Raw genomic sequence first — 14905 nt, forward strand, 5'->3', positions numbered from 1 at the left:
GCCATGGACTTCACACTTCCCCCTGAGCTGCTCGAATTGCAAGCGCGCACCCGCGCCTTTATCGCGCAACACATCATTGCGCTGGAAAAGGACCCTCGCTGCACGCCCCACGGGCCTACAGAACCGCTGCGCCGCAAGATGCAGAGCCTGGCTCGCCAGGCTGGGCTGCTAACCCCGCACATGCCAACCGCCTACGGTGGACTGGGCCTGAACCACCTGGCCAAAGCCATCGTGTTCGAGGAAGCAGGCTATTCGCCGCTTGGACCGGTGGCACTGAACATTGCCGCTCCCGATGAAGGCAACATGCACATGATGGAGCAGATCGCCACGCCTGAGCAGAAGGAGCGCTGGCTCAAGCCGTTAGCCTTGGGTGAGATACGCTCCTGTTTCTGCATGACCGAACCCTCGCCTGGTTCGGGTTCAGACCCGGCGATGCTGGCGACCACTGCCGTGCGCGATCGCGATCACTACATTATCAATGGGGTGAAATGGTTCATCACCGGGGCCGAAGGTGCCAGCTTCGCCATTATTATGGCCAAGCTGGAGGACGGCCGGGCCACGATGTTCCTGGCGGACATGGACCGCCCGGGCATTCGCGTCGAGCGTGCCATGAACGCACTCGATTCCTGCTTCCCGGGCGGCCACGGCGTGGTTCGCTTCACTGACCTGCGGGTACCGGCCTGTGACGTGCTGGGCGAGCCGGGAGAGGGCTTCAAATACGCCCAGGTGCGTCTTTCACCCGCCCGCCTGACCCACTGCATGCGCTGGCTGGGCGCCGCCCGGCGCGCCCACGAAACGGCCACCGCCTACGCCTGCAAGCGCGAAGCTTTTGGAAAGGTATTGGCCGAGCATGAGGGGGTGGGCTTCAAGCTGGCAGACAATGAACTGGATTTGCACACCACGCGCCTGGCGGTGTGGCACTGCGCGTGGGTTCTGGACCAGGGAGAACTGGGACGCCATGCCTCCAGCATGACCAAGGTCATCTCGTCTGAAGCGATCTGGCGGATAGTGGATCGTAGCGTGCAGATTCTCGGCGGCCAGGGCGTGACGGATGAAACCATTGTCGCGCGCATATTTGCCGACGTGCGAGCCTTCCGGATTTACGACGGCCCCTCAGAGGTACACCGCTGGAGCATTGCCAAGAGCGTTATCCGTGCCCACAACAAGCACCACTGATTTTTCCCCCTCCAAGGAGTGAACCATGGCTAGCGCCTACATCGTCGACGCTCTGCGCACACCCACAGGAAAGCGCAATGGCAGTCTTTCCACTTGGCATCCAATGGACCTGGGCGCCCATGTCATCAAGGCCCTGGTGGCGCGCAATCGCATACCGGCCGATGAATACGATGATGTCATCTTCGGCGCCATCGACGCCATCGGCCCCCAGGCAGGCAATCTTGCACGCTTTTGCTGGTTGGGCGCGGGGCTCGCCGATAGCGTTCCCGGCGTGACCATCGATCGGCAATGTGGATCGTCGCAGCAAGCGGTGCATTTTGCCGCCCAGGCGGTATTGAGCGGCACTCAGGACGTCGTCATTGCCGGCGGCGTACAGAACATGAGTCGTATTCCCATCAATACGGCCCTGTATGCCGCCAAAGACCTGGGCTTCGATGATCCCTGGACGAGCGCCACGAGTTACCGCGCTCGCTATGGCGAGCAGCAACTGTCACAGTTCGCCGCTGCTGAGCGCATCGCGCGGCATTGGGGCTTCAGCCGACAGGACATGGAAGCCTATGCGTTGCAGTCCAACAACCGGGCATTGGCGGCTATCCAGGCTGGAGCATTCGACACTCAGGTCGTTCCGTTGGGCGACTTTGCCATGGATGAAACAGCTCGGATCAGCAGCCTGGAAAAGATGGCGACCTTGCAGCCGTTACTGCCGGATGGGCTGTTGACCGCTGGCACCAGCAGCCAGGTATCGGACGCGGCAAGCGCCGTGCTGATCTGTTCCGAAGCGGCGCTCAAGCGCTATGGCCTTACACCCAGGGCGCGCATCGTGCACATGAGCGTGCGCGGCGACGATCCTGTGTGGATGCTGACAGCTCCCATCGCAGCCACTCGCCATGCTTTAGGCAAGGCAGGCCTGCGCATGGCCGACATTGATCGAGTGGAAATCAACGAAGCGTTCGCCAGTGTCGCCATGGCTTGGCTGAACGAATTGGACTATTCAGTCGAATTAACCAACGTCAATGGCGGCGCCATTGCCTTGGGGCATCCAATCGGCGCCACTGGCACCAAGTTGTTGACGACCTTGCTGCACGAGCTGGAGCGCTGTGGCGGCCGCTATGGGCTACAGACCATGTGCGAAGGCGGTGGCCTGGCTAACGTAACCATCATCGAACGGCTGTAAGCCGAGGAGTTTCAGCATGACGACTGTCGTCACTGTCAGCCATGATGAGGGCGTAGCCCTGGTCCAGCTCAACCTGCCAGAGAAGCGCAACAGCCTGGTGCCTGAACTTTACCGGCAACTGGCGCAGACCCTTGAGCAACTGCAGGACAACGAAACCACGAGAGCGATTGTCCTCAGCGGCGGTGCGCATTTTTGCGCAGGAGGCCCACTGGATGGCCTGGATACTCAAACCCAGGCGATGCGCCGGGACATGCGTCGAGGCCAACGGGTCATCCGCGCGATCGTCAATGGTCGGGTGCCGGTGTTGGCCGCGGTACAAGGCGCAGCGTTTGGCGCAGGATTGTCACTGGCCGTCGCCTGCGACTTCGTCGTGGCCGATGCAGACAGCCGCTTCGGCGCGGTCTTTGGCAAGGTTGCCGTCATGCCCGATTGGGGGGCGCTGTGGACCTTGCCCCAACGCATTGGGTTACCCCGCACTCGCCAACTGGTGATGTTCCAGCAAATCATCGGAGGTGAAGAAGCCGTACAGATTGGCCTGGCGGACTTCCTTGCCCCGTCCGGCCAGGTGCTGGAAATCGCGCTGCGCCATGCGCATCAGTTGGCGGCAAGCGCGCCAGGACCGTTGGCGGCGACTAAGGCGATGCTTGGCCGGGCGCCCTTGAGCCTGGACACTGCATTGGATTGGGAGGCCGACGCTCAAGCCGTACTCATCGCCTCGGCGGATTTTGCCGAAGGCCGGGAGGCTTTCTTCCAGAAGCGCAAGGGGGTGTTTCGTGGGGTCTGAGGCACTCTCCTGCTCTGCGCCTGCCAAGGCATGGGATGGCACCAGCATTGCCCCCCTACTGCAGCTCCGTCCCTTGGGAAATGACCGGTTCACCTGCGACACTTTCCATACCAACCAGAATGGCGCGATCTACGGTGGGCAGACACTGGGGCTGGCAGTCGCCGCAGCCCTGGCCACGGTAGACGAGCCGTTGCGTCCCCACGTGTTGCAACACAGCTTTCTGGCCGCGGGAGACGTGGGCGCGCCGCTGATCGTTACCGTCGAACGGGTGCAGCAGAGCCGTCGCTTTGCTGCACGGCTAGTCAGGCTGGAGCAACATCAACGCACCATTGCCCTGGCGACCGTATCGTTTCATGCCGGGGAGTTGGGCATGGCGCATGAGATCAGCCCGCCAATGCACCATGGCCCTGAAGGCCTGATGAACCTGACGCAACTGCGCAGCCATTATCATGATCGCCTCAACGCACAGGAACAGGCATTCATCGGCAAGACCCAGTCGGTGGAGATCCGCCCGGTGCAGGCCGAGCACATGCTGCTCGAACGGGACGCCCTTGGTGACATGAGCTACTGGATGCGTAGCGGGTCAGAGCTGACCATCAGCGCGCGCATGCAACCAGCAGCGCTTGCGTACCTCAGTGACTTCTGGTTCGGCATCACCGCCCTCACCCCGCACCACGAACACAAGCTGGCTGCCGACCTGTTTGTCGCCAGCCTCAACCATACCATTTGGTTTCATCAGCCGGTCGACTGCCAGGAGTGGTTGCTGGTCTTGGCCAACACACCGGCCGCAGGCTCCGGGCGTGGTTTGAGCCTGGGGCATATATATGACCGGGAAGGCCACCTGTTGGCCAGCATGGCGCAAGAAGGGCTGTACCGCCAGCGCTGACCCCTGGCTTTCGTTTGCCACCTTCACCTGAGAGGAATTGTGTATGAACACGGAAATCTTCGTGGTCAGCGCCGCGCGCTCGGCCATTGGCAGTTTTGGCGGTTCGCTCAAGGATGTACCGCCCACCCAACTGGCCACCGACCTGGCCCGTGCCGCCCTTGAGCGGGCCAAACTAGCCCCCGAGCACATCGGCCACGTGGTGTTCGGCACGGTGATCCCCACCGAGCCACGCGACGCCTACGTGTCGCGGGTGGCGGCGGTCAACGCCGGCATTCCTCAAGAAACTCCTGCATTCAACGTCAACCGCCTGTGCGGTTCCGGCCTGCAGGCCATCGTTTCAGCGGCGCAGAGCCTGCTGCTGGGCGACGCCGGCGCGGTGTTGGCCGGCGGCGTCGAGTCCATGAGCCGTGGCCCGTACTTCCTGCAGCAGACCCGCTGGGGCGCGCGCATGGGCGATATCCAGGCGCTGGACTACATGCTGGGCGTGCTCCACGACCCGTTCGCTGGCATCCATATGGGTATCACCGCCGAGAACATTGCCGAAAAGTACGGCATTACCCGGCAGATGCAGGATGAACTGGCGCTGGTCAGCCAGCAGCGCGCCGCCCGCGCCATTGCCGAGGGGCGGTTTGCCTCGCAGATCGTGCCTATCGAGATTGCCACGCGCAAAGGCCCGGTAACCTTCGCCGAGGATGAGAACGTGCGCGCCGTGGACGCCGAGCAGTTGGCGAAGATGAAACCGGCGTTCAAGAAGGACGGCACGGTGACCCCGGGCAACGCCTCCAGCCTCAACGACGGCGCCGCCGCCCTGGTGCTGGCTACCGCCGAGACCGTGCGCGCCCACAACCTTGTGCCGCTGGCGCGGCTCGTGGGCTACGGCCACGCCGGCGTGGAGCCGGCGCTGATGGGCCTGGGGCCGATTCCCGCCACCCGCCAGGTGCTGCTCAAGGCCGGCCTGCGGGTGCAGGATCTGGACGTGATCGAGTCCAACGAAGCCTTCGCCGCCCAGGCCTGCGCCGTGGCCCGCGAGCTGGATTTCGACCCGGCCAAGGTCAACCCCAACGGCTCGGGCATCTCCCTGGGCCACCCGGTGGGCGCCACCGGCGCGATCATCGCCACCAAGGCCATCTACGAACTGCACCGCATTCAGGGCCGCTATGGCCTGGCGACCATGTGCATCGGTGGCGGCCAAGGCATCGCCGTACTCTTCGAGCGCATTTAAACAACCTGCTGCAGCCATCACTCAAAGGCGAGGGCCTGATCGTTAGTCGATCAGGCCTTGCCCAATTGGTTGAATGGCGTATCACGATCATTGCGCGGCTCTGGCGGTAAACCCAGTACCCGCTCGCCAATAATATTGCGCAGTATCTCGTCTGTGCCTCCGGCAATACGCAGGCCGGCCGACCAGAGATACCAGTAATTGAGCCTTCGCGACTGTGGTTCGTCCAGCTCGCGCAACGCATCGACACCCAGGTTCTCAAGCGCGCTACTGGTCATGTCTTGCAGGTTCTTGGCCATGACCAACTTGTTGATGGACGCTTCCGGACCCGGCACTCCCCCACGTGATACTGCGGTCATCGAGCGTAAGCGCGTCAACTCGATGCCCTCGTCCGCCACGTAGTAGCGTGCCAGGGATGTCGCGTCCAGTAGCCCAGCCAGTTCGCTGGCAGTAGGCGCGCCGCAGGGCTTTCCTCCTACCGCCAGGCGCTCGAACATCAAAGTGCTGAGTGAGACCTTCCAACCATCGCCTACCGCGCCCAGCCGCTGGCTGTCGCAGATGCGCACATCAGTGAAAAACACCTCATTGAACTCAGCATCGCCCAGCAGCGTACGAATGGGGCGCACTTCCACCCCCGGGGCTCGCATGTCGATATAGAACATGGTCAAGCCCTTGTGCTTGGGGGCTGCGGGATCGGTACGCACCAGCAACAACCCGTAATCAGCCTCATGGGCGTACGAGGTCCAGACCTTCTGTCCATTGATGATCCAGTCGTCGCCCTCGCGAACGCCCCGCGTACGCAACCCGGCAAGATCAGATCCTGCGGCTGGCTCGGAAAACAGCTGGCACCAGATCTCTTCCCCCCGCATGCCCGGAGCCATGAAACGATCAATTACCTGGGCAGAGCCATGGGTAAACAGGGTCGGCAGGCACATGCCGATGCCGACAGCGAACGGGATCAGCGGCAACGGGTAGCGCTCTTCCTCCTGGTGGTAGATCACATGCTCTATCGCGCTGCCCCCTTGGCCGCCTACCGGCGTTGGCCACATGATGCCGACATACCCGGCCTCTGCCTTCAGTGCCTGCCAACGGCGAGCCAGGCCCATGAACGCCTCGGGCGCCATTGCGGTTCCAGGGGCAACGGCGAACTTCGGGGCGTGGCTGGCCAGCCAGGTGCGAACCTTCGCGCGATAGGCCGCTTGTTGCGAGGTATCTTCAAAATCCATTGCGGTTCTCCAAATAGCTGTCAAGCCGCAGTACGGCCCAAAACATCCTTGAGGCGCTGCGCCCACCAGGCACGGCCACCCAATTGAGTCGCCAGCAACCTGGCGCGGCGATAGAACAACTGGGCATCACTTTCCCAGGTGAAACCGATACCACCGTGCAACTCTACACAGGCTTCAGCGGCTTTGATCAAGGCTTCCGTGGCGGCCAGGCGCGCGCCTGCCGCGGCTCGAGGCAACTGGTCTGGCGCCTGGGTCAGTGCCCAGGCACCGTAATAACAATGACTACGGGCCAGTTGATTGGCCACGTAGACGTCGGCCAGCGCATGCTTGACCGCCTGGTAACTGCCCACGACCCGGTTGAAGGCCTGGCGTGTCCTGACATACTCCACGGTCATCGCCAGCGCTGCCTCGGCACTGCCCAACTGTTCAAATGCCGACAGCACCGCGGCAGCATCCAAGGCTCGTACGGCCAGTTCCGCGCCCTGCCCCGGAGCGCCCAGCCGTACACACGGCGCGTTCTCCAAATGTAAGTCGGCAAACGACCGCACACGGTCTATGGCTTCGACGGCTTCAAGGCTGACGCCCTCGACGCCGGAGTCCACTCGCCACCACCCCCAACCGCCAGCGTCTTGCTCGGAGGTCGCCGCGACCACAAAACAGCCAGCAACCGCGGCGTCTGCCACCATCACTTTGTGGCCGCTGATCCTACCGTCACTGACCCGCGCCTGGGGCCTGGCGGTCCAGACCTCCTGCCCTGCTTCAACAAACGCCACACTGGCGGTTGTGGTTCCTGCCGCCAGCTCGGCCAACAGATTCGAGGCTTCACTACACCCCTGCGCCTGCTGCAAGGCGGTCGTGGCATGCAGCACTGAACTGCTGTAGGGGATGGGCGCCAGCGAGCGCCCGACCTCCTCCGCCAACACGCACTGCTCCAGCGCCGTCAGTCCCAGGCCACCGTCTTGCTCGGCGACTGCCGCAGCCGGCCAGCCGAGGGCCTGAACCTGGGCCCATAGCGCCCGATCGCACAACCCTGTGCTGTCCAACACCACACGGGCTCTTTGCAGCCCGCCGGCAAATACCCGCTGTGCCTGATCGCGCAGCTGTTCCTGTTCCGCAGAAAAGTCGAAATTCATGATCGATGCGCTCTCTGGCAAGGGTGCTCAACAGTCAAGGGCATGAAAACGCGCTCCCCGGGCAACACGCTCGCGCAACCACGCCGAGGGGCGAAAACGTTCGTCGATCTCATCGGCCAACCGGTCGCAGCGGTCGATGAAAACCGCACCCAACGTGTCAATCAGACTGAAGACGCCTCCGGTCCAGGCCGGGAAGCCGATACCCAGCACTGCCCCCACATCACCTTCGGCAGCCTGAGTAATGACCCCTTCTTCCATGCAGCGCACAGCTTCCAATGCCTGGATGTAGAGCATGCGTTGCTTGATCTGCTCGACGTCCGGCTGCTCAGTCAACTCAGGGAACACTTCGCTCAGCCCTGTCCAGAGGCTGCGCCTGCCTTGGGGATAGTCGTAGAACCCCTGCCCACCGCGACGACCTATGCGCCCCAGGTTCTCGCAGAACATTTTTTGCACATGGAAGCCAGCAGGTTCTCGCCACGCAGCGCCCAGCGCCTCGCGCTCCGCCAGGGCCGACTTATAGCCGTTTTCCAGACCGACATCGTCCAGGAGCGCCAGCGGCCCCATGGCAAACCCGGCCAGGCGAGCGGCATTGTCGATCAACGCCGGCTTGACGCCGGTGCCCAGCATGGCCAGCGCGTCCTGAAGGTAAGCGGCGATCACCCGCGAGGTAAAGAAGCCACGTGAGTCCTTGACCACAATGGGCGTCTTGCGCAAGGCCCGGATGAAATCCAGGGCATGGGCCAAGGTAGCGTCACTGGTTCGTTCGCCGACGACGACCTCCACCAGTGGCATACGCTCGACAGGTGAGAAGAAGTGCAGCCCGATGAACCGCTCAGGCGCTGTCAGGTCTCGGGCCATGTCGCTGATGGGCAGGGTTGAGGTATTGGAAGCCAACAGCGCCTCGGCCTTGAGATACGGCTGCGCCTTCATGAATACCGCCGATTTGACCTGGAGGTCTTCAAATACCGCTTCGACTACCAGGTCACAGTCGATCAGTTGGGCATAATCGCTGGTGGCATGAATACGGCTCAGGATGGCGTCTGCTGCTGCCTGCGTCATGCGCTGCTTGCCCACTCGCTTGGCGAATTCATCCACCAGGCGCTGGCGCCCGGCCTCTGCCTGCGCTTGCGAAGCGTCGAGCAGTATGACCTCCAGGCCGGCGGTTGCAGAGGCGCTGGCGATCCCGCTGCCCATCAAGCCGGCGCCGAGTATGCCGACTTTCCGATACGCAGCGGGCGCGATGCCGTCGGGACGCCGCGCGCTTTTCTCCAAATCTCCTTTGTTGACAAACAACGTGCGCACCATGTTGCAAGCCGTGGCGTCAAGCACCAGCCCGGCGAACTCGCAGGACTCGATATGCAAGCCGGCTTCGATAGGCACGCACGTACCGTGGGCCACCGCACGCAATAACGCAATGGGTGCCGGGAGGTTGCGCCCCGTGTCACGGGCGATCTGCGTGGTGGTGAGATTGTACAGGTTACCCAGTTCCACGTCGGCAAAACCGGCCCCACCCGGCACCTGGAACCCTTTCTGATCCCACGGCTGCTCGGCGTTGCCATGCTCGATGAGCCAACGCCGAGCAGCATTCAGCAGATCGGCATTGGGCACCACCTCATCGACCATGCCTGCGGCAAGCGCGGCCTGGGGGGGCATCAACGTCCCCTTGAGCATCAGCGGCAGCGCCTTGGCAATTCCGATCAAACGAGGCAAACGCTGTGTTCCCCCTGCTCCCGGCATCAATCCCAAGGTCGCTTCCGGCAGCCCTAGCAAGATTTTGGGGTCGTCGGCAACCACTCGGTGGTGACACGCGAGTGCGATTTCCAGCCCGCCACCCAGGGCCGAGCCATTGATGGCTGCGGCAAAGGGTGTGCCACAGGTCTCCAGGCGGCGCAGTACCGGACTCATCTGCGTCGCCATGACGCGTGCCTGTTCCACGCTCAAGGGCCGTGACAGCGTACGGACGATGTCCTTCAGGTCCCCGCCCGCGACGAAATCCTTTTTCGCCGAGGTAAGAATCACGCCCTTCACATTGTCATCGCCGGTCACCCGATCGATAAGCTTGATCAGTTCATCGCGAAAGCCTTCGGTAATGGTGTTGGCCGGTTGTTCCGGAATATCGATTGCGACCACGGCCACGCCGTCGTCGCCCAGGGAATAAGCAATGGTTTCAAACATGCGATGACCCATCCTTGCAGAATTCGATAATCGCCACGATCAGACTCGCTCGATGATAGTGGCAGTGCCCATGCCGATGCCCACGCACAGGCTGACCAGTGCGGTGCTGGCGCCGCTGCGCTCCAATTCGTCCAGGGCCGTGCCCAGCAGCATGGCTCCGGTGGCACCCAGCGGGTGACCCAAGGCAATGGCGCCTCCATTGACGTTGATGCGTTCGTGGCCAATGTCCAGCACGCGCATGTATTCCAGCACCACCGAGGCAAACGCCTCATTGAGTTCAAACAGATCGATGTCGCTGACGTTCATCCCGGCGCGCTCAAGCGCCCGCAGCGAAGCTGGGGCCGGGCCGTCGAGCATGATGGTGGGGTCGGAGCCGATGGAGGCGAAGCCGCGAATGCGCGCCCGCGGCGTCAGGCCCAGGCGCTGGCCGGCCTCCAGAGAGCCGACCAGCACGCCCGCCGCTCCGTCGACAATGCCGGACGAGTTGCCGGCGGTGTGCACGTGGTCGATCTCGAAGACATCGGGATATTTCTGCAAGGCAATGTCATCGTAACCTCCCAGGGTGCCCATCTGGGCGAAGGCCGGTTGCAGGTTGGCCAAGTCCTGAGCCGTAGTGTGTGGCCGCAAGTGTTCGTCACGGGCTAGAAGCGGGTAGCCCAGCCGGTCAACGACAGAAATGACCGAACGGTCGAAACGCCCTTCGTCCCAGGCCCGCCCGGCCCGTTGCTGGCTGGCGATGGCGTAGGCGTCGACGTCGGCACGGCTGAACCCGCCGCGGGTGGCCAGCAGGTCAGCGCCAATGCCTTGGGGGGCGAAAGCCGTCGCGTAGGCGATTGCCGGGTCTCGCGCCCAGGCACTGCCCTGGGAGCCCATCGGTACCCGGGACATGGACTCCACTCCGCCGCCGATGGCCAGGCCCACCTGGCCCGACATCACCTGCGCAGCCATCAGGTTCACCGCATCCAGCCCCGAGGAGCAGGCCCGGTCCAGTTGAAAACCGGGCACTCGCACGTCGTAATCGGCCATCAGGATGGCCGGGCGGGTCAGGTTGGAACCCTGCTCGCCAAAGGGCGTGACAATCCCCAGGGCCACTTCGGCTACCTCGGCGCTGTCAAACCGGTTGCGCTCGCGCAAGGCCCGCAGCACCTGGGCCGCCAACTCCGTGGATGTCACCGCGTGCAGCCCTCCGTTAGCCCGCCCGCGCCCCCTGGGGGTGCGTACGTGGTCGAAAATATAGGCTTGAGCCACTGTCAGTCTCCCATTCAATCCATTCAACGCCGAGACGATCAGCAACGCCCGACGACACGGACTTTAATCATATATATGCTTATGATGATAAACAACCAGTCCGATGGGTAGTTTCTTCCCTGAAGCCTGCTATTTCGGCCAAGGATGCGGGTAGGTTGTCTTGCGTGCAATAATCTATATGATTAATCTGTTTCTGCACCTTCCCCATTTCGTTGACAAGGAGCCTTGCATGCCGAAAATCAATGTAATCCTGAGAAAGGAGGACCTGAACCCCGATTTCCTCTATGACAAGGTAGCCGTTGTCATCGATGTACTGTTTGCCACTTCCAGTATCGTCAGCGCCTTGCACCAAGGCGCTTGCGCAGTGTACCCCGCCTGCAACCGGCAGATGGCTTGCGACGCGGTGCGCCTGCTGGCCGACGACAGCTACGTGCTGGCCGGCGAAAATCATCTCAAGCCTCTGCAGGGTTTCGCCGGCTACTCGCCGCTGGCCCTGTGCCTGGAACCCCTGGCCGGGCGCGACCTGTTCTATGCCACCACCAACGGCACTGTGGCACTGCGCAAGGCCGACACCGCACGCTACGTGTACGCCGCAGCGCTGCTCAATGCCCCGGCCGTGGTTCGCCAGCTCAGGCAGCATCGCGGCACCTCCATTGTCCTGGTCTGCGCCGGCTCCGCCGGGCGTGTCAATCTGGAGGACCTCTACCTGGCCGGGCACCTGATCGACCAGTTGCTGGCTTTGGAACCTGACCATTGGCAGGCCTCGGACACCTGCACCATTGCCCAGGCGGTGTACCGCCAGTTCGCCGACTCCCCCGCCCGCTGCCTGCAGCAAAGCCAGCTGGGTGTATTGTTGCGGGCTGCGGACATGCAGCACGAAGTGGATTATTGCGCCCAGGTGGGGCTGCTGGACATCGTGCCACGCCTGTGCGGCGACCGTCTGATGTGTGCCGCGTGAGCCAGGGCTACCCACGCACGGGTGGGCGGTTGCGGCGCCTGATCGTGCTGCGTCACACCGCCCCCGGCCAGGTCACGGGCTGGCTGGAGGACGACTTCCATCACTTTGGTGTGACTATCGAGCACGACGGCCGAGTGATTACCGCCGTTCGCATGGCGGCACCCCGTACCCCCTGGAGTACCTGCCCTGGCGCCGTGCAACCGTTGCAACAACTGGTCGGCAACCCCTTGATCGCCCGTGCCTCGGACATCGGCGCCCTGATCGACATGCGCCAGCAGTGCACCCATGTGCACGACCTGGCCGGACTGACACTGGCCCACGTCAAGCGAGTGCAGGTCGAAAGACGCTACGAAGCCCAAGTAGATGACAGGCAGGTAATGGGTTGGGATGGCCTGCATCCCAGGCTGGGGCCGACCCAAGTGCGATTGTTGCGCGACAATCAGATAGTCATGGGCTGGGCGGTAGACCAGGACACCATCACCAACCCGCCCTGGCAGGGCCAGACACTGGGCCGAGGCTTTCGCCAATGGACCGAAAGCCTGGATGAAGAGACAGCGGAACAGGCGAATATTTTGCGCCGGGCGATTTTGGTGGCCGGTGGGCGCACCCTGGACCACGACCGCTTCCACGATGCCGCCGAGTATGGCCAGCCACCGTTGTGCTACAGCTTCCAGCCCGAACGCAGTGCCCAGGCCCTGCGCTGCCAAGGCTCGACCCGCGACTATGCCGAGGGCAGCGAGGGCATGCTGCTCGACACCCGGCAGATCCCTTGACGCCTAGCTGGCGTTGAACAGGTCGGCAATGCGCATGTGCTCGAAGCCCGTCACCCAGACCTTGTTCGATCGCACCATGTGCTTGCGCCAATGGGCCTCGGCGCCATCGATGTCCTTTGCTTCGATCAGGTTGATCAGCTTTTCCTGGGATTTTAGCCCGGTGACGGCAGCCAGGATCGAATTTTCCAGGGAGATATTGCGCCGCTGCAAGGCGACTACTGCCGCCTGATGGCGGGCCACGACCTCGTGCATCGCGCCCCACAGATGAATCAACGGCTTGTTGCCCGACAGCTCCACCAGCAGTTTGTGAAAGCGTGCGACTTCGGCAGCGAAGGCCGCCGGATCCTCGATGCACAACCGTTCCTGCTCCACAACGTCGCGCAGCACCGGCACCGCACGCGCGGCGGAGTGCTCAACCACGAAGCGCACAGCCGATGGCTCGAAGGCCATGCGCGCCTGGTACACCTCCGCCACGGTGGTGCCCTCGCACTGCAGCACCATCAAGGCATAATTGGCAATCAGATTAGGGTCTGGGGCGTGAATGATCGCACCGCCTTTGGCGCCCCGCGCCACGGTGATCAGGTGCTCTGCCTCCAGGATACGAAAGGCTTCGCGGATGGTAGGCCGAGACACACCGAATTCTTCCATGAGCTTGCCTTCTGCCTGCAGCAGATCACCTTCCTTCAGCTCACCGTTGACGATCTGCTTTTTGATGCGCCCCGCAACGATTTGCGGGGCCTTGGGAATGTGCAAGGCCTGGCGCTTGTCCTGTACCCCTCGCCCATTGAGAAAGCCCAGGTCTTTCATATCGCTCATGACTACCAACCTTCAGAATGACCACCCCGAAGTGGGCGACCTAATCAACCATATGATATTGATGATTTAACTATAACACACGATTCGAAAAGTATTTCGTGGTTTGTCTGCGAGCCGCCATACTGGCTGCCATCGACAGGATGTCGACCACTGGACACAATAATTTTAATGTGTATATGATTTATACGTTTATACAACAGTGATACTGGCAGGGGCCACCATGAACTTCGATTTTTCTGATGAACAGCGCATGCTCAGGGACCAGGCCCGCCGCTTTCTCGGCGAGGCCAGCAGCCTGCAGGCCTTGCGCCAGATGCTGTCGGCACACCAGCCTTGCAATCCCGACTTGTGGCAACAGGTCAGCGAACTGGGCTGGCCCGCAGTGGCCATAGGCGAGGCGCAAGGCGGCCTGGGGTTGGGCATGCTCGAGTTGTGCGTACTGGCCGAGGAGCTGGGACGTGCCCTGGCCCCCATTCCGTTCCAGAGCACCGTGCTTACCGGCGCCGAACTGCTCAAACGCAGTGCCGCCCCCCAGGCCCTGGAGGTTTTGCAGGCCATCGCTGGCGGCGAAGCCACTCTGACGACCGGCCTGATTGCCCCCGGCCAGTCCTGGGACGCCCAGCCCCTGCGCTTTGATGGCAAGGCCGTGAGTGGTCGCAGCCATGCCCTGGCTTACGGGGCTCACGCCCACCATGCTGTGCTGCCCGCCCTACAGGCCAGCCAGCCCGTGGTAGTGCTGGTGGACCTCAAACAAGCGAACATCAATACCGTCCCCCTCAAGGGCCCTGACGGCACCGTACCCTTCGCCGCGCTGGAACTGAGCCGCATTCCCGCGGTGGGCGTACTGGCCGGTGCCCAGGCGATCAAGACCATGGAGCGGGTGGTGGACCAGATGGCTATCTTCACCGCCTTCGAGCAAATTGGTGGTGCCGACGCCGCCCTGGACCTGGCACGCAACTATGCCCTGGAGCGCCACACGTTCGGCCGCCCCATTGGCAGCTACCAGGCCATCAAGCACAAGCTGGCCGACATGGCCGTGAACATCGAATTGGCACGCTCCAATGCCTGGTATGGCGCTTGGGCGCTGGAAGCTGGTACCGCCGCCGAGGCTATTCTGGCAGCCGCCACCTGCCGCCTGAGCGCCACCCATGCCTACGAACAGGCCGCCCGTGAATGCCTGCATATTCACGGCGGTATCGGCTACACCTGGGAAGCGGACTGTCACTTTTTCTATAAACGCTCACGCCTACTGGCCATGACCCTGGGGGAACCCGGGGCCTGGGTCGATCGCCTGCTGAGCGCCCAATCCCTGCAGCTGCTGCGTGCCCATTAAGGAG

Annotated in this window: 13 protein-coding genes; 8 read left to right on the forward strand and 5 right to left on the reverse strand. The window is 62.7% G+C overall.

Translation table 11 applies throughout. The annotated features are described in order from the left end of the window. Positions 1–3 precede the first annotated feature (3 nt). The 5 genes from AC0Z2B_RS03560 (at position 4) to AC0Z2B_RS03580 (ending at position 5242) form a co-directional block, all read left to right on the forward strand. Positions 4–1176 (forward strand): acyl-CoA dehydrogenase family protein, encoded by a 1173-nt coding sequence (locus AC0Z2B_RS03560; RefSeq protein ID WP_476295164.1) that lies wholly within the window; start codon positions 4–6, stop codon positions 1174–1176. 25 nt (positions 1177–1201) lie between these two features. Beyond that, positions 1202–2350 (forward strand): acetyl-CoA C-acetyltransferase, encoded by a 1149-nt coding sequence (locus tag AC0Z2B_RS03565; RefSeq protein WP_476295165.1) that lies wholly within the window; start codon positions 1202–1204, stop codon positions 2348–2350. A 16-nt stretch (positions 2351–2366) separates the two neighbouring features. Then, a complete protein-coding gene (locus AC0Z2B_RS03570; protein ID WP_476295166.1) occupies positions 2367–3134 on the forward strand; it encodes an enoyl-CoA hydratase/isomerase family protein in 768 nt (255 codons plus the stop codon). Positions 3135–3207: 73 nt separating this feature from the next. Next, positions 3208–4020: an acyl-CoA thioesterase gene (locus AC0Z2B_RS03575; RefSeq protein WP_476295167.1), complete on the forward strand. Its 813-nt coding sequence runs from the start codon at positions 3208–3210 to the stop codon at positions 4018–4020. 43 nt (positions 4021–4063) lie between these two features. Further along, entirely contained in the window at positions 4064–5242 is a 1179-nt protein-coding gene (locus AC0Z2B_RS03580) for an acetyl-CoA C-acyltransferase family protein (RefSeq protein ID WP_476295169.1), read from the forward strand. Between the two features lie 50 nt (positions 5243–5292). On the opposite strand, the gene AC0Z2B_RS03585 is transcribed toward AC0Z2B_RS03580, so the two are convergent. Genes AC0Z2B_RS03585 through AC0Z2B_RS03600 form a run of 4 tightly spaced genes read right to left on the reverse strand, consistent with a single transcriptional unit; the run spans position 5293 to position 11021 of the window. Continuing rightward, positions 5293–6465, reverse strand: coding sequence for an acyl-CoA dehydrogenase family protein (locus AC0Z2B_RS03585; RefSeq protein ID WP_476295171.1), 1173 nt, complete (start codon positions 6463–6465; stop codon positions 5293–5295). A gap of 20 nt (positions 6466–6485) precedes the next feature. Next, positions 6486–7598, reverse strand: coding sequence for an acyl-CoA dehydrogenase family protein (locus AC0Z2B_RS03590; protein ID WP_476295173.1), 1113 nt, complete (start codon positions 7596–7598; stop codon positions 6486–6488). A 27-nt stretch (positions 7599–7625) separates the two neighbouring features. Next, the gene (locus AC0Z2B_RS03595) at positions 7626–9773 is read right to left on the reverse strand and encodes a 3-hydroxyacyl-CoA dehydrogenase NAD-binding domain-containing protein (protein WP_476295174.1); all 2148 of its coding nucleotides are present in this window, start codon (positions 9771–9773) and stop codon (positions 7626–7628) included. Between the two features lie 39 nt (positions 9774–9812). Then, positions 9813–11021, reverse strand: a complete 1209-nt coding sequence (locus AC0Z2B_RS03600) for an acetyl-CoA C-acetyltransferase (RefSeq protein WP_476295175.1) — start codon at positions 11019–11021, stop codon at positions 9813–9815. A gap of 229 nt (positions 11022–11250) precedes the next feature. On the opposite strand from AC0Z2B_RS03600, the gene AC0Z2B_RS03605 reads away from it, so the two are divergent. After that, positions 11251–11979 (forward strand): 2-phosphosulfolactate phosphatase, encoded by a 729-nt coding sequence (locus tag AC0Z2B_RS03605; protein WP_476295176.1) that lies wholly within the window; start codon positions 11251–11253, stop codon positions 11977–11979. Then, positions 11976–12752: a DUF2889 domain-containing protein gene (locus tag AC0Z2B_RS03610; protein ID WP_476295178.1), complete on the forward strand. Its 777-nt coding sequence runs from the start codon at positions 11976–11978 to the stop codon at positions 12750–12752. The genes AC0Z2B_RS03605 and AC0Z2B_RS03610 overlap by 4 nt, the downstream gene beginning before the upstream one ends. Before the next feature lie 3 nt (positions 12753–12755). On the opposite strand, the gene AC0Z2B_RS03615 is transcribed toward AC0Z2B_RS03610, so the two are convergent. Beyond that, positions 12756–13568 (reverse strand): FadR/GntR family transcriptional regulator, encoded by an 813-nt coding sequence (locus AC0Z2B_RS03615; RefSeq protein ID WP_476295179.1) that lies wholly within the window; start codon positions 13566–13568, stop codon positions 12756–12758. Between the two features lie 220 nt (positions 13569–13788). Between AC0Z2B_RS03615 and AC0Z2B_RS03620 the strand changes: the two genes are divergently transcribed. After that, the gene (locus AC0Z2B_RS03620; protein ID WP_475505518.1) at positions 13789–14901 is read left to right on the forward strand and encodes an acyl-CoA dehydrogenase family protein; all 1113 of its coding nucleotides are present in this window, start codon (positions 13789–13791) and stop codon (positions 14899–14901) included. Positions 14902–14905: the final 4 nt, after the last annotated feature.

It is taken from the genome of Pseudomonas sp. GYB4201 (assembly GCF_056312595.1).

Bases quoted from the DNA above. Each gene is read 5' to 3' on its own strand.
- AC0Z2B_RS03620 (WP_475505518.1), top strand. From the start codon at position 13,789: ATGAACTTCGATTTTTCTGATGAACAGCGCATGCTCAGGGACCAGGCC.
- AC0Z2B_RS03570 (WP_476295166.1), top strand. From the start codon at position 2,367: ATGACGACTGTCGTCACTGTCAGCCATGATGAGGGCGTAGCCCTGGTC.
- AC0Z2B_RS03615 (WP_476295179.1), bottom strand. From the start codon at position 13,568: ATGAGCGATATGAAAGACCTGGGCTTTCTCAATGGGCGAGGGGTACAG.
- AC0Z2B_RS03565 (WP_476295165.1), top strand. From the start codon at position 1,202: ATGGCTAGCGCCTACATCGTCGACGCTCTGCGCACACCCACAGGAAAG.
- AC0Z2B_RS03585 (WP_476295171.1), bottom strand. From the start codon at position 6,465: ATGGATTTTGAAGATACCTCGCAACAAGCGGCCTATCGCGCGAAGGTT.
- AC0Z2B_RS03595 (WP_476295174.1), bottom strand. From the start codon at position 9,773: ATGTTTGAAACCATTGCTTATTCCCTGGGCGACGACGGCGTGGCCGTG.
- AC0Z2B_RS03590 (WP_476295173.1), bottom strand. From the start codon at position 7,598: ATGAATTTCGACTTTTCTGCGGAACAGGAACAGCTGCGCGATCAGGCA.
- AC0Z2B_RS03580 (WP_476295169.1), top strand. From the start codon at position 4,064: ATGAACACGGAAATCTTCGTGGTCAGCGCCGCGCGCTCGGCCATTGGC.
- AC0Z2B_RS03560 (WP_476295164.1), top strand. From the start codon at position 4: ATGGACTTCACACTTCCCCCTGAGCTGCTCGAATTGCAAGCGCGCACC.
- AC0Z2B_RS03605 (WP_476295176.1), top strand. From the start codon at position 11,251: ATGCCGAAAATCAATGTAATCCTGAGAAAGGAGGACCTGAACCCCGAT.